Origin of the sequence: Blautia caccae, from assembly GCF_040095955.1 — a bacterium.
GTDB lineage: Bacteria > Bacillota > Clostridia > Lachnospirales > Lachnospiraceae > Blautia > Blautia celeris.
Genome location: NZ_JBBMFP010000006.1, coordinates 1 through 14,318, shown reverse-complemented (window position 1 = coordinate 14,318; position 14,318 = coordinate 1). Strand labels below are relative to the sequence as shown.

The 14,318-nt window shown below is 45.2% G+C and carries 12 protein-coding genes; 10 read left to right on the top strand and 2 right to left on the bottom strand.

Annotation, left to right across the window (positions count from 1 at the left end):
• The first annotated feature begins 129 nt into the window (after positions 1 to 129).
• From WMO65_RS08055 to WMO65_RS08040, 4 genes are read left to right on the top strand one after another with little or no spacing between them, the layout of a single operon-like run.
• Positions 130 to 1,422, top strand: a complete 1,293-nt coding sequence (locus tag WMO65_RS08055; RefSeq protein WP_148392677.1) for an ABC transporter substrate-binding protein — start codon at positions 130 to 132, stop codon at positions 1,420 to 1,422.
• 57 nt (positions 1,423 to 1,479) lie between these two features.
• Positions 1,480 to 2,382 carry a carbohydrate ABC transporter permease gene (locus WMO65_RS08050; RefSeq protein ID WP_033139513.1) on the top strand — a complete coding sequence of 301 codons (903 nt, stop codon included), beginning with the start codon at positions 1,480 to 1,482 and terminating at the stop codon, positions 2,380 to 2,382.
• Between the two features lie 10 nt (positions 2,383 to 2,392).
• Positions 2,393 to 3,247, top strand: coding sequence for a carbohydrate ABC transporter permease (locus tag WMO65_RS08045; RefSeq protein WP_033139514.1), 855 nt, complete (start codon positions 2,393 to 2,395; stop codon positions 3,245 to 3,247).
• Between the two features lie 10 nt (positions 3,248 to 3,257).
• Complete coding sequence (locus tag WMO65_RS08040) at positions 3,258 to 6,047, top strand: glycosyl hydrolase (protein WP_148392676.1); 2,790 nt, start codon at positions 3,258 to 3,260, stop codon at positions 6,045 to 6,047.
• 183 nt (positions 6,048 to 6,230) lie between these two features.
• Here the strand turns inward: WMO65_RS08040 and WMO65_RS08035 are convergent, their stop codons facing one another.
• Complete coding sequence (locus WMO65_RS08035; protein ID WP_033139516.1) at positions 6,231 to 7,037, bottom strand: AraC family transcriptional regulator; 807 nt, start codon at positions 7,035 to 7,037, stop codon at positions 6,231 to 6,233.
• 156 nt (positions 7,038 to 7,193) lie between these two features.
• Here WMO65_RS08035 and WMO65_RS08030 point away from each other — a divergent pair, with 156 nt between their 5' ends.
• From WMO65_RS08030 to WMO65_RS08000, 6 genes are all read left to right on the top strand, one after another.
• On the top strand, positions 7,194 to 9,203 hold the full coding sequence (locus WMO65_RS08030) for a beta-galactosidase (RefSeq protein WP_148392675.1): 2,010 nt from the start codon (positions 7,194 to 7,196) through the stop codon (positions 9,201 to 9,203).
• A gap of 186 nt (positions 9,204 to 9,389) precedes the next feature.
• Positions 9,390 to 9,977 (top strand): TetR/AcrR family transcriptional regulator, encoded by a 588-nt coding sequence (locus WMO65_RS08025; protein ID WP_148392674.1) that lies wholly within the window; start codon positions 9,390 to 9,392, stop codon positions 9,975 to 9,977.
• Positions 9,974 to 10,591, top strand: a complete 618-nt coding sequence (locus WMO65_RS08020; RefSeq protein ID WP_148392673.1) for a DJ-1/PfpI family protein — start codon at positions 9,974 to 9,976, stop codon at positions 10,589 to 10,591. The genes WMO65_RS08025 and WMO65_RS08020 overlap by 4 nt, the downstream gene beginning before the upstream one ends.
• An 84-nt stretch (positions 10,592 to 10,675) precedes the next feature.
• Positions 10,676 to 11,302 carry a CatB-related O-acetyltransferase gene (locus WMO65_RS08015; RefSeq protein WP_033139519.1) on the top strand — a complete coding sequence of 209 codons (627 nt, stop codon included), beginning with the start codon at positions 10,676 to 10,678 and terminating at the stop codon, positions 11,300 to 11,302.
• Positions 11,303 to 11,423: 121 nt separating this feature from the next.
• Positions 11,424 to 12,482 (top strand): DUF3781 domain-containing protein, encoded by a 1,059-nt coding sequence (locus WMO65_RS08005; protein ID WP_330641592.1) that lies wholly within the window; start codon positions 11,424 to 11,426, stop codon positions 12,480 to 12,482.
• Between the two features lie 16 nt (positions 12,483 to 12,498).
• On the top strand, positions 12,499 to 12,900 hold the full coding sequence (locus WMO65_RS08000; protein WP_148392672.1) for a ribosomal maturation YjgA family protein: 402 nt from the start codon (positions 12,499 to 12,501) through the stop codon (positions 12,898 to 12,900).
• A gap of 197 nt (positions 12,901 to 13,097) precedes the next feature.
• Here the strand turns inward: WMO65_RS08000 and WMO65_RS07995 are convergent, their stop codons facing one another.
• Positions 13,098 to 14,237, bottom strand: coding sequence for an aminotransferase class V-fold PLP-dependent enzyme (locus WMO65_RS07995; RefSeq protein ID WP_148392671.1), 1,140 nt, complete (start codon positions 14,235 to 14,237; stop codon positions 13,098 to 13,100).
• Between the last annotated feature and the right edge of the window lie 81 nt (positions 14,238 to 14,318).

The window sequence follows — 14,318 nt, the reverse complement described above, 5'->3', positions numbered from 1 at the left end:
TTTGAACCAATAGGTGAAAGCGGTATAAATATTTGAATCAGACGGGGAAGATAGTTGATGGTTCTCTGCGTGATATTTTCCTATAATTATCGTAGATGAAAACAAAGGAAAAGTTTAAGGAGGTAAATTATGAACTGGAAAAAAACAGTATCATTCATCTGCGCAGTATCTGTGATGGGGGTTTCCCTGGCTGGGTGTGGTGACAATTCACAGAGTACAAAAGGAAAAGGAAATGCCGATGGTGAATCAAAAGAAAACGATGGCGGGGTGTCAGGTACCCTGACAATCTGGGAACATGGCTACGGTTTTGAGGCCAGCCTTCAGCAGATTATTGAGGGATTTCAGAAAAAGTACCAGGACGTGGAAGTGGAGTATGAAATCAAGGACGGGGACAACTATTACAGTCTTCTGTCAACCGCAATTCAGTCAGGGGAAGGGCCGGACATTTTCTGGACAAACGGAACTGCTACGGCAAATATGAAAGATTATGTATCAAACGAAGTGTGTATGGATTTAACGGATAAGGTAGATTACAGTCTTTTTGGTGAAGATGCAATGAAACTGACTGAGGTAGATGGAAAAAATTATTCAGTACCGTGGCTTACTATGGATACCAGAGCTGTATATTACAACAAGGATATATTCGAGAAAAACGGCTGGGAAGTACCGGAGAAATTCAGTGAATTTGAAGAATTGCTGGAAAAGATCAAAAAGGCCGGGTATACTCCCATATCCTTGTCAGGGGTAAATGTCTATTCCCTGCTGTTTACTTTTGAACCGATTCTCTCTGCAATGGATGTGGAATATACCAAGGGGCTGTCAGACTATTCTGTAAAAGCCACGGACAAGCCTGCAGCGGATGCATTAAATAAAATGCTGGAATGGGCAGACAAGGGATATTTCGGAGATAACTGGCTGGGTGTTGCAGACAATAATGCCCAGACACTGGCGTTTACTTCCGGAGAGGCCGTGATGGATATTGCAGGTTCCTGGGAAGCGGCAACGATCAGTGAAAATAATCCGGATCTGAATTACGGGGCGTTTGAAATTCCATCAGAAGAAGGCATCAGAGGTATGGTAGGAACACCGGCAAATGGTTTTTCAGTCAATACTGCAACAGAAAATGAAGCGGCGGCTGTTGCGTTTATGAATTATTGTGCTTCTCTGGATGCCCAGACTGTCTGGGTCCAGTCTCAGGGGGCAGTGTCTGCCAGTGACGAGATTGAGGCTTCCACTGAAATTGCCAAAGAAATCTCAGAGAGTGGCGCAGGCAATATTTATACAAGCTGGCAGTCTGTTCTTGTAAACCACTCAACAGACGGCACGGCGGTGAGTCTCTGGGACGAGGATTTTACAAAAATTTTCTCAGGGGACATTACAGTAGAAGAATTCATGGACAACATAAGCAAAGTTATGCAGTAAAGGCTGTGCTGCCGGTCCTCAAAAGAGAACCGGCAGTATTTTTAAGGAGACGGATGTATGAATAAAAGACATAAACAGGTTAAATTTATCCTGCCCGGGTTTATTTTTTATACCTGCTTTATTATCCTGCCGATTATCTATGTGTTTTATCTGAGTTTTTTCCAGTGGTCAGGGTTGGGCGAAATGAAGTTTAATGGGATTCAGAATTTTGTCACCATCTTTACGGATGAGAGATTTTCACCGGTGTTTTTTAATGCGTTATGGAACAATATAAAATATCTGCTCTGTGTTTGGCTTATTATCACGCCTTTTCAGTATTTGATGGCATATCTGTTTTTTATCAAAATTCCGGCTTACAAGTACCTGAAATTTATGATATTCATGCCATATGTCATCAGTACAACGATCATAAGCTTTTTTGCAACTCTGATTTTTAACCCCAATATAGGTTTCCTGAATAAATTCCTTGAGGCGGTTGGTCTTGAGCATCTGCAGGGAGCATGGTTCGGAGATCCGAACTGGGCCTTCAAACTGATGATCTTATTGATCCTATGGCAGGGAGCCGGTTCGGGAGTTATGATATTTTACTCGAATTTTATGGATATCTCCAAAGATGTCATGGAAGCCAGCAGGATTGACGGTTGTACGGAATGGCAGCGGTTTACAAGGATTCTGGTTCCGCTTTCTCTGCCGTCCTGTGCGTCGGTCATCACTATGAGCACGATCTGGGCTCTGGCTCTCTTTGACCTGCCCTTCATTCTGGGCGGTGCAAAAGGCGGGGTCAGCGGCTCTCTTGATTTTGTGAATCTGGTATTTTACCGTTACACTTTTGGCAGTGCTTTGAATGGTAAGTCCGAAATTGGATTTGGAGCATCCATCTGTGTGGTGATGTTTGCTGTCATGCTGATCATCACGACAATTCAAAACAAAGTCCTTAAAAAGTTTGAATATGACAATTAGGAGAATGGATATGAAAAAGGAGAAAAATACAGAAATACTTTCGCCGGGCGCCAGGGTTGTCAGATGGGTCTTGTCCATTATTCTGATGATATATACCGGAATCACTATTTTTGCACTGTCTATTACAGTGATGGATTCCCTGAAATCAAAAGGGGATATTGTAACTAATTTTGTCGGATTTCCGAAACAATTGACTATGGAAAGTTATTTCCGGGTTCTGAAGGAAGCAAACCTGCTACTGTATCTGAAAAATAGTGTGGTGCTTACGGTAGGCGGCACTCTGGGCTGCATTTTGCTGGCGGGACTGACCGCTTATGGAATTTCCAGATTTGATTTTAAAGGAAAAAATTTTCTGAGCGGATATTTTCTGATGGGTATGATGGTGCCGGTACAGGTCAGTGTACTGCCTCTGTTTCTGATTTTGAAAAGAATCGGCCTTCTGAACAACATTTTTGGAATGATGTTAGTGTATGCTTCAGGTATTTCCATGGCCTGCTTTATTTTCCAGAAATTTTTCCACACGATTCCTGTGGCACTAGAAGAATCAGCGCGGATAGACGGAGCAGGGGACTTCCGTATTTTTTTTCAGATTATTGCGCCGTTATGTAAACCGGTCGTAATGACGGTTGCGTTGATCACAGCAATTTCTCAGTGGAACGATTTCTATATGCCCATGGTGCTTCTTGGGAAGAAGACTTCAAATACCCTCACATTAGTTATCTATCAGTATATCGGCCAGTTCACAAAATATATGAGTGAATCCATGGCAGCCGTAGTTATCACGTTGATTCCTGTCATTGTGCTGTATTTCCTGTTCTCATCTAAAATTGTGGAAGGCCTGACAGGAGGAGCCGTCAAAGGTTAGAGGAAAATATATGGAAAGAAAAGAATTTGCACCGCTTAGCTTCTGGGCATGGAATGAGTTTATGGATGACGAGAGTATATGCCGCCGAATAGAGGAATTTCATGAGGAGGGCCTGCGTGGATTTTTCATGCATTCCAGGGCCGGACTTATGACTTCCTATCTGTCAAAAGAGTGGTTCCATGCCTGCCGGACAGCCGTGAAAAAGGCGGAAGAGCTGGGAATGGAGGCCTGGATTTATGACGAAGACGGATGGCCCAGTGGTTTTGCCGGCGGTCTGGTAAATGGCTGCGGACAGGAATATCAGGCAAAGTATATAAAAATCTGCAAAGCAGATGATGAAACAGCAGGACACCGCATATTGGCGTCCTTTCGAAAAACTTCCCACGGCTATGATTTTACAGAGCCGGCAAAGGCGGATGTGCTGTTTGTTTGTGTCACAGAACCGAATTATGTGGATTTACTGTCTAAAAAAGTTACGGAAAAATTCCTGGAAGTGACACACGAACGTTATAAAGAGGAGCTGGGTGAATTTTTCGGTACAGTAGTCCCCGGATTTTTTACGGATGAACCGCAGTATGACCTGCATGGGTTTCCTTACAGTGATGAATTGGAAGAATATTTCCGGAAACGAAATGGGTATTCCTTTTTAAAGTCCATGTATCTTTTTTTGGAAACAGAATCCCCGGAAACGGGGAAATTCCGGAAAGATTACTGGGATACGGTGCAGGAGATGATGGAATTTCATTTTGCACGGCAGATTTATGACTGGTGCGAAAAAAATCATGTGAAGTTTACGGGACATTTTCCGGGGGAGGACAGCTATATCCAGCAAATGCAGAGCACGGCAGGCGTGATGCCAAAATATAAGTATATGCAGCAGCCGGGCATTGACCATTTGGGAAAGAGAATCACCTCTGTGCTCCTGACAAAGCAGGTTACCAGTGCGGCAAAGCAGTATGGGAGAAATAAAGTGCTTTCCGAGACTTTTGGCTGTGCGGGGTGGAATATTACTTTTGAGGAGATGTGTTATATCTGGGGCTGGCAGGCAGCCTCAGGGATCAATATCCCTGTATTGCATATAGGTGCCCACACAATGAAGGGAATCAGAAAAAGAGATTATCCTGCCTTTTATTCTTATCAGGAACCCTGGTGGGAGCAGTTTCATCATGTTGCTCATTGGATGGAAGGCATAGGCTATTTTATGGAAAAAGGAGAATGGACTGAGGATACATTGGTATTGAGTCCTTTAAAATCCATATATCTGCTCCACAGGGAACGAAGATCAGAGGCGGAACAAGAGTATGCGGCTTCCTACCGCAGCCTCTTGGAGAATTTGATGGATATTCAGGTAGGGTATGATATTGGTGATGAAGAAATCATACGTGACTGCGGAGCAGTGGAAGACGGGAAATTTATAGTTGGCAAATGTGTTTATCATACCGTAATTGTACCAAAGTGCCTGATATTGGAAGAAAATACGGTATGTCTCCTTAAAAAATTCAGGAGCCAGGGCGGAACTGTCTTGTTTACAGGGGAACTACCAAAATGCGGGCCTGCTGATATGACATGGGCCAAAGATTGTCATGTCATTCAAAATAGAAGAGGATTTTGGGATAAATGCTTCGCAGCATTACACAGTAAAAGGGATATGGTTGTCTTTGAGAAAGAAGGACTTCATATAGCGAAAGACCTTTGTGTATCGGTAAAACAGGCAGAAAAAAAATATATTTATATATGGAACCGTCATCAGGACAGCGTAAGGAAGCTGATGCTAAAGATATCCGGACAGCAAAAGGTTTGCGAAATAAATCCGGAGACTGAGGCCAGAACTTTTATGGAGGTGCAGTACAGCGGCGGAGATTCCATGGTGTATTTCCAGATGGAAGGCAGACAGTCCATACTTCTGGAAGCCGTGGAAGGGATGTCACATTACAGGGAGCCGGAAGAAATGTATACCTGCAGCCTCAGAGGAAACTGGAAGCTGTCCGGAAGAAATGCCCTGACTCTGGACTATGCGGCTTTCTCTTTTGACGATAAAATCTATTCAGAAGAAATGCCGATGGTAAAAATGCATCCTGAATTATACCGCAGGGCAGCAGAGGAAAAGGCAGATAAGTTTTATATTCGTTACAGTTTCCATAATGAAATGGAACATCCTGTTACGCTTCAGGCAGCAGTAGAAGATGATGACTGTATAGGAGTGTGGTGCAACGGAACTGAAATCACCTCATCCAGAGCAGACTGGTATATGGACGAAAAAATCCATGAATATTCTCTGGAGGGAAAATTGAAAGAGGGATGGAATACAGTAAAAGCAGCTTACCGTATCCCGTCAGAGGAAGTCAGGGACGTGGACGGACTGTTTGAGACGGAAGTAAACAGATTTTTTTATCCGGTTGAACCGGAGGCCATTTATATACTGGGAGACTTCTGGGTCCAGCCGCAGGCACTGCCTGTTCAAAAGCCGGCATATATACAAGTAAAGCGCTGTACTTTTAGTCTAAGGGACAGAAAAGAAATTTCAGGATTCCAGAACGTAACTACTCAGGGATGCTGGTTTTACAGAGGAAATCTGAAGACCGTGCTTGAGATTGATAAGATGGAGGAATGCATACAGTATCTGAAATTTTCTGACCTGAGGGCAGCAGCCGTTTTGATTCGATGCAACGGGCATTCTGAACTGCTTTATATGTCTCCTTTCAGGGTGAAGCTTACTCCAATGCTGAGAGAGGGGAAAAATCATGTGGAGGTAATACTGTATGGCACCAACAGGAATCTTTTAGGCCCTCACCATCACTGAAAAGGGGAAGTGTGCTTTGTGGGACCCAACACCTTTAAAGGTATTCGGGGATATGAGGATCATGTAGTAAGCCCGGATATAGATTTTGAGGATACCTGGACAGATTCCTATTCATTTCAGCCTTTTGGCGTGGGCAAAATTATACTTGAACAGAAAAAAGCGGTACGATCAGAAGGATGCTGATCAGTTAAGCTTCCGAAACCCCAAAGGCGTGACCCCGGTTATTTTCCTGAAGATAGAGATAAAATGGCTCGCATCCGCAAACCCCACCTTATGCGCAATATCCTGCACTTCCATACGCGGATTTGTGAGCAGATACTCCTTGGCCTTGTTGATCCTGTAAATAGTCAGGTATTCATAAGCGGAGCATCCCAGAAAACGGTGGAACAGCCGTGACAGGTACTGGGGCGAGATGTATACCTGGCGGCTGAGTTTCTGTACGGTCAGCTCGGAATGATAATTTGTTTCGATTTCCCGTATCACCGGGGCCACATACCTCTGATACAGGGAATCTTCCAGTAGATCATGGGTATAGATACCGTCTGCAAGAAACATCAGGAGCCGATAGCAGTCTGCAGATAAGGCTTTGACATCCATGGGCGGGTTCTCATATTTCTTTACTATGCCGGAAATAAAAGACGCTATCTCGGCGCCCTGCTCCTTTCCGATAAAGATAAACGGCCTGTTTCCTAAAAGTCTGGGAATGCTGCTTTCAATAGTCCCTGTAAAGGTGGCAAACAGGGTGAGCCATTCCTCTGTCTCCTTTCCATAGGAATGCTGGATGAACGGCGTGATCAATACACCTTCTCCCTCCAGCAGAAGGTATTCCTTTCCCTGTATGGTGATTCTGCCGCTTCCCTTTTCGGACTGGAGATAGTGGCAGAGCGGATAGCCCTTGGGACGGGAAGTGTGTTCCTGTACCCAGTGGTTTCCTATGGAATCAAAAGTAAACGGTTCGCTGACCGGTGTATTTCTAAAATAAATCGGCATTGTTCTCACCTGTTTCAAAATGTTATATTATTTAGCTTAACATATTACACAATCCTTTGTCTATCTATAATATAATTAAACTAACCGTAAGAGAAAGCAGAAGTAACGGTTCAGCTTGTCTGAATTGTTACAAGCAGAAATAAGGAGACAGGTGACATGAAAGGTAAATTTAAAAGAATTTTATACGGCGGGGATTATAATCCAAACCAGTGGCCAAAGGATATCTGGCAGGAGGATATGAGGATATTTAAGGATGCGCGGATCAACAGCGCCACCATCAATGTATTTTCCTGGGCAAAGATCCAGCCCTCAGAGGAAGTCTATGACTTCAGTGAACTGGACGAGATTGTGGAGATGCTGAGCCGGGAGAATTATGACATTGTGCTTGCCACATCCACGGCTGCGCTTCCCGCATGGATGGTGAAGCGGTATCCTGAAGTTGCAAGAACAGACTATGAGGGAAGGCATCACAAATTCGGACAGAGGCACAATGCGTGCCCGAATTCTCCGGTCTATCAGAAGTATGCGGAGGCGCTTGCAAAAGAACTGGCAAAGAGATACGGAAGCAATGAACATATTGCGTGCTGGCATATTAATAATGAATACGGCGGCGAATGTTACTGCGAGAATTGTGAAAAGGCATTCCGCGTCTGGCTGAGGAAAAAGTATGGAACCATAGAAGCTCTGAATAAAGCGTGGAATCTGGAATTCTGGGGACATACCATTTATGACTGGGATGAGATCGTACTGCCTAATGCGCTGAGTGAAGGGCTGGGGAGCGATAAGACGGCATTTGCGGGGATCTCTGTGGATTACCGCAGATTTATGTCAGACAGCATGCTGGGTAATTATGTGATGGAGCGGGATGCGGTACGCTGTTATGATAAAGAGACTCCGATCACCACGAATCTCATGGGAACCTACAAGGGGCTGGACTATTTCAAATGGGCAAAAGAGATGGATGTCGTGTCCTGGGATAATTATCCCAGCTATGACACACCATGGAGTCAGACCGCTATGTGCCATGATCTCATGCGCGGTCTGAAGGATGAATCTTTTATGCTGATGGAGCAGACACCGAGCCAGCAGAACTGGCAGCCATATAATTCCCTGAAAAGGCCGGGACAGATGCGGGCCCAGAGTTATCAGACCATTGCCCATGGTGCGGATACCATCCAGTTTTTCCAGCTTCGCAGAAGCGTTGGCGGATGTGAAAAGTTCCACGGGGCAGTCATTGCCCATGTGGGTACAGAGGATACGAGAGTGTTCAGAGAGGTACAGCAGCTCGGACAGGAACTGGAGATGCTGGGAGACCGGACACTGGATTCCGTCAATGAGGCAGAGGTGGGCATTGTCTTTGACTGGGATAACTACTGGGCATTGGAATATACCAGCGGACCGAATGTGGATCTGACATATGTAGACCAGATCCACCAGTATTACCGGTATTTTTATGAGCGCAATATTCCTGTCAATATGATACCCTTTGACGCGGATTTTAGCAGGTATAAAATGGTTGTAGCGCCTGTTCTTTACATGGTGAAAGCCGGTATGCAGGAAGCCCTGGAGGATTTCGTAAGCAAAGGCGGCGTTCTGGTCACTACATATATGAGCGGAATCGTGGACCAGTCGGATAACGTATATCTCGGCGGCTATCCCGGAGTTCTGAGCAAAATGGCCGGAGTGTGGGTGGAAGAGATTGACGCCCTGGCACCGGAGCAGGAAAATACGGTGATCTTTGACGATGGTGTCAGTGTGCCCGGCAGATTGGTATGTGATATCATACATCTGAGAGGGGCAGAATGCATCGGCCGTTATGGAAAAGATTTCTATGCAGAGAGCCCGGCAGTGACCAGGAATCTGTTCGGGGACGGATTCGTATATTACATCGGAACAGAAATGGACTGCCGGGGGCTTGCGAAGGTCCTTGACATGGCAGCAGAAGATGTAAGCGTTAAACCGGTTGTGGAAGAGAAGACAGGTCTTGAAATCACCTGCAGGAAGAGAGACGGACAGAGATATTATTTTGTGATCAATTTTAAGGATGAAGATTTTGAAATTCCCTCCTGCTTTGTGGGAAACACAGATGTGCTGACAGGGGAATGTGTGAAAAGCGGCGAGATGCTTTCAAAATATGATGTTAAGATCATCTGCACAGAAGATTAGATATTAGAATTATTATAAAGTTTCTGCTAAAAGAGGACAGTGGCACTGAGAAGTGTGCGCAGTCCTCTTTTGGCATAGACGATGTATGGCCCAAATGGATTGACAAAACCGAAAGATGGGATATAATGAAAATAGATTTTAACATAAACGGATTTATATAAATACATTTTTAGAGAAGGTGAGAGATTGCCGCGGACACAAATCCCAAAAGAAGCCATATTGAAAGCCGCCCTGAGGAAACTGATCCGGGATGGGTATTCCAGCTTGAACATTAAAAGTATTGCGGAGGAGATTGGCTGTTCCACACAGCCCATTTCCTGGCATTTTGGCAATATGGAGACACTGCGCAGAGCGCTGGCAGAATTTGCTTTGAACTATGCCAATGAGAAAATGTACAGAGGCGGGAAACAGGGGATGGATGCCTTCTTTCATGTGGGCAGGGCTTACATAGAGATGGCATTTGATGAACCTAATCTTTTCCAGTATCTGTTTATGAACGGCGGAAGCGGAAACCGTGGAATCGGATTTAAACAACTTGTAAATACGGATGAGAAAAAAGAGATGATACAGCAGATCACAGTTGATCTGCAGATACCGGAAGAAAAGACCAGCCAGTTTTTTCATAATATGATAATCTACACACACGGTCTGGCCTCTTATATTGCCACAGGACAAATCACAGCACCCAAAGAAGAGGTGTGGGATATGCTCAAAAAAGCCGTCTTTTTGTTTCATGAGGAACAGGCGCAGTCAGAGAAGGGAAAAGAAGGATGAAAAAAACAATTTTATTTGTAATACTGGAGCAGTATGCGGATTGGGAATCAGCCTACCTGGCATCAGCGCTCTATATGCTGGGACAGGGAAAATATGAGGCAAAGACAGTATCCCTGACAACAGACAGGGTGGCATCCATCGGCGGTTTTCATGTGGTACCGGATTATGATATCTACTCAGTGCCGGAGGATTATGAAGCTGTCATTCTGGTTGGAGGCATGTCCTGGAGAAATGCAGAGGCCGGGAAAATCGCACCTCTGGCAAAACAGTGCTTTGAAAAGGGAAAGGTTCTTGGTGCAATATGTGACGCATCAGCTTTTCTGGGAACCATTGGCCTTTTGAACCACGTTGAACACACAAGCAATGATTTAAATGACTTAAAACAATGGGCAGGTGAGGCATATACAGGGGATGCTAATTACATTGCAAAACAAGCTGTGAGCCATAAAAATGTGGTTACCGCCAACGGCACAGCAGCGCTGGAGTTTGCAAAAGAGGTACTGCTCGCTTTAGAAGCGGCACCGGAGGAGAAGATAGTGGAATGGTTCCAGTTTCACAAACTGGGATATTATGCTTCCGCAGTGCCTAAGGACGCCAATAGCTGGAACGACTAGAGAAGAGGTGAGGTGCGGTGAAACGTTGTATTGCAGCAGCCGGAATAGCTGATAAACCAAATTGTGATTACAGGAGGATTTTTTATGACTATTCCGGAGAAAGAAATTTATCCCAGAACAGGCGATAAACAGACGATTTATTTAAAGAACGTGATCCATGATCCCAATATAACGGTTGGGGAATACACGATGTATAACGATTTTGTCAATGACCCGGTGCTGTTTGAGAAAAATAACGTATTATACCATTATCCCATCAACAGGGATAAGCTTATCATCGGGAAATTCTGCTCCATTGCCTGCGGCGCAAAATTTTTGTTTAACAGTGCTAACCACACATTCCGTTCGTTGTCCACATACCCGTTTCCTCTTTTCTTTGAGGAGTGGGAGCTGGATAAAAAGAATGTAACGGATTCCTGGGACAACAAGGGAGATATTGTGATCGGCAGTGATGTGTGGATTGGTTACGAGGCTGTTGTAATGGCCGGCGTAACCATCGGTGACGGGGCAATCATAGGGACCAGGGCAGTGGTGACAAAGGACGTTCCGCCCTATACGATCGTAGGGGGGATACCTGCGAAACCTATACGAAAACGTTTCTCGGAGGAAACCGTTCAGGCACTGCTTGACTTAAGGTGGTGGGATTGGCCGAAAGAAAGGATCATGCAGAATCTGCAGGCCATTCAATCCGGCTGTATAGAGAAGCTTTGAAAGTGGGGCCCTTCGGGGCCCTGCATGAATATCTCTGCCTGCCGGGGTATGGAACCGGCTGCCAGGGAAATATCAGCGAACGGCAGAGCTGTCCGCAGCGTTTTGCAGATATGGAGTGACTATGGAAAATGAGAGAAGAAACAGACTGACGGATCATCTGGATAAACTGCATACAACAGAGTTAGGGGCAATGCGAATCAGAAGGAATCTTGCCCTGGATACGGATCAGGTGACTGCATGGTGCAAAGAAAAAATAAGGTCGCCCCATGCTGTTATCACCAGAAAAGGAAAGAACTGGTATGTAAGCGCTGATGGCTGCGTCATTACGGTTAACGCCGGCAGTTGGACAATCATTACAGCACATCGGGAAAAACATAGAGCGGATACATCCGTAAATTATATCAGCGGAAATAAAGCGGCATGGGAGGAAGCCTTTGAGCACAGGCATCCCGGCTGGGGAGAGGAAAACCATGTAAAATTAATGCATGAGAGGCTGCCGTTTTTCTGTCCGGATGTTATAAAAGAACTGGAACAAATAGATTTTAAAGAGAAAACCATATCCCAGTTTTGCTGCAACAACGGACGGGAACTGCTGTCCCTGATGCAGCTTGGGGCCAAAAATGCGGTGGGGTTTGATATTGCCGAAAATATTATAGAGCAGGCAAGAGACACCGCGGAGAAGGCCGGCATGGACAACTGCCGTTTTGTCTCATGCAATATACTGGAGATTCCTGAAACATACAATGGTCAGTTTGATTTTATTTTGTTTACCATTGGAGCGCTGACGTGGTTTGAGGACCTAAAACCGCTTTTTCGGAAAGTGTCAGACTGCTTAAAGACAGGGGGAATCCTGTTAGTCCATGATTTCCATCCGGTGATGAACATGCTGCCATTGCCGGGGGAACCGGAATTTGATGAGAAACATTTGAATAAAACAACGTATTCTTATTTCAGAAAAGAGCCATGGAAAGAGAATGAAGGGATGGGATATATGTCAGAGACATACAAATCCAAAACCTTCACCAGCTTTTCCCATACAATGGCTGATATTATCAGTGGGGTAAGCTGTGCAGGGATGCGCGTGCTGAAGCTGGAGGAGTTCGATTATGATGTGGGCTTGACTGAGGCATATGATAAAAAAGGATTACCGCTGTCTTTTCTTCTGACCGCGGAAAAATAACGGCAGGAGTGGAGCAATGCAGGAAAATAAAGAAGCAGAACGAAACAGGATCACATATTTGATATGGATCATAGTGACCATGATACTCGGCCTTTCATCAAGAAAATTCGGTTCTTATCTTCCGGCATTTGTCAGGGATTATGCGGGGGATACTCTCTGGGCATTGATGGTATTCTGGGGGATTGGATTTCTATTTGTAAAAATGTCCACAGGAAAGGTGATGGCCGCAGCGCTTCTGCTTTCCTACGCCATAGAATTTTCTCAGTTATACCAGGCAGATTGGATCAACGCACTGCGCCATACCACTTTGGGCGGTCTGGTATTGGGGTTTGGTTTTTTATGGAGTGATCTTGTGTGTTATACTGCCGGAGTCCTGGCAGGCGGGCTGATGGAATATCTGATAAAAAGGGACAGGTGAAAATGGAAGCTAATGGCCTTGACCCTGTATTTGAAAGCATATTTCCTGCGAGTGAACGGGTTTATCAGGAAACCATCCGGACATTGAGAGCGTCGCCAATCACAAGTCTGCTGCAAGTGGGCATCATTGCGCCTGTGATTGAAGAAATCTGGTGTTATATATCGCTATTATGACAGATCCTGGGCAAATACTGTATTTTATTCCGAAGCAATTTTTCTGACAGCATCAATGGCTGCCTGCACTTCCTCCTCTGTGTTGTAATAGGAAAAACTGAACCGTACAGCGCCCTGTTCGACTGTTCCCAGTGCCTGATGCAGTCTGGGGGCACAGTGTGCTCCGGGCCTGGTGGCAATATCATAGACCTGGGACAGTTCATCACTGACTTCTGACGAATCATAATCCCAAATATTCAGAGCTACAATAGGAGCGCGCATCCACGTGGAAAAGTCCCCGTATATCGTTACGCCATCTATATCCTTTACCCCCTCATAAAAGGTTCGGGTAAGTCTCTGCTCATGTCTGAAAATACGGTCCATCCCGGTTTTTTCAATAAATGCGGCGCCGGCGCCTAAACCGGCGATCCCATGTCCGTTCAGAGTACCCGCCTCAAGGCCTGTCGGCAGTTCTTTCGGATGTATCCTGTCAAAGGTCCGGATTCCGCTTCCTCCCACTTTTAAAGGTCTGATCTCCAAGTCACCGCACACAGCCAGTCCGCCTGTCCCCTGAGGGCCGAAGAGACTCTTATGTCCGGTAAAACACAACACATCAATGTGCATTTCCTGCATGTCAATGGGGAACACACCTGCAGTCTGGGAAGCGTCCAAAATAAAAAGTGCGCCGTATGTATCTGCGATTTTACCGACTCTGGCAATATCGACTAAATTACCTGTAAGATTTGAGCCGTGTGTACAGACGATAGCTTTTGCGTTATCTTTTACAAGAAGCTCCAACCGGTCATAGTCAATACATCCCCTTGTGTCTGATTCTGCAAAAGAAAGCCGGATACCCTTTTCCTGTTCCAGCCGATAGAGGGGTCTGAGAACAGAATTATGCTCCAGATCTGTCGTGACAACATGCTCTCCGGGTCCGATCAAACCCTGTATTGCAGTATTTAATGCCTCTGTAGAGTTTAGGGTAAATACAACATTCTGAGCCTGCGGACAGTGAAACATCCCTGCCAGGATCTCCCTGGTTTCATAAATCCTTCTGGAAGCTGTGAGTGCCTCCTCATGGGCGCCCCTGCCGCTGTTTCCCATATGCATCATAGCCTGCAGCACTGCCTCTGCCACCTCCGGGGGTTTATGCAGTGTAGTAGCCGCATTATCAAGATAAATCATTTCCTTCTTGTATGATGTTTATAGAAGCTAAAACATCACATTTTCCTTTCTTTTAGTGATGTGACATAATACATTCAGATG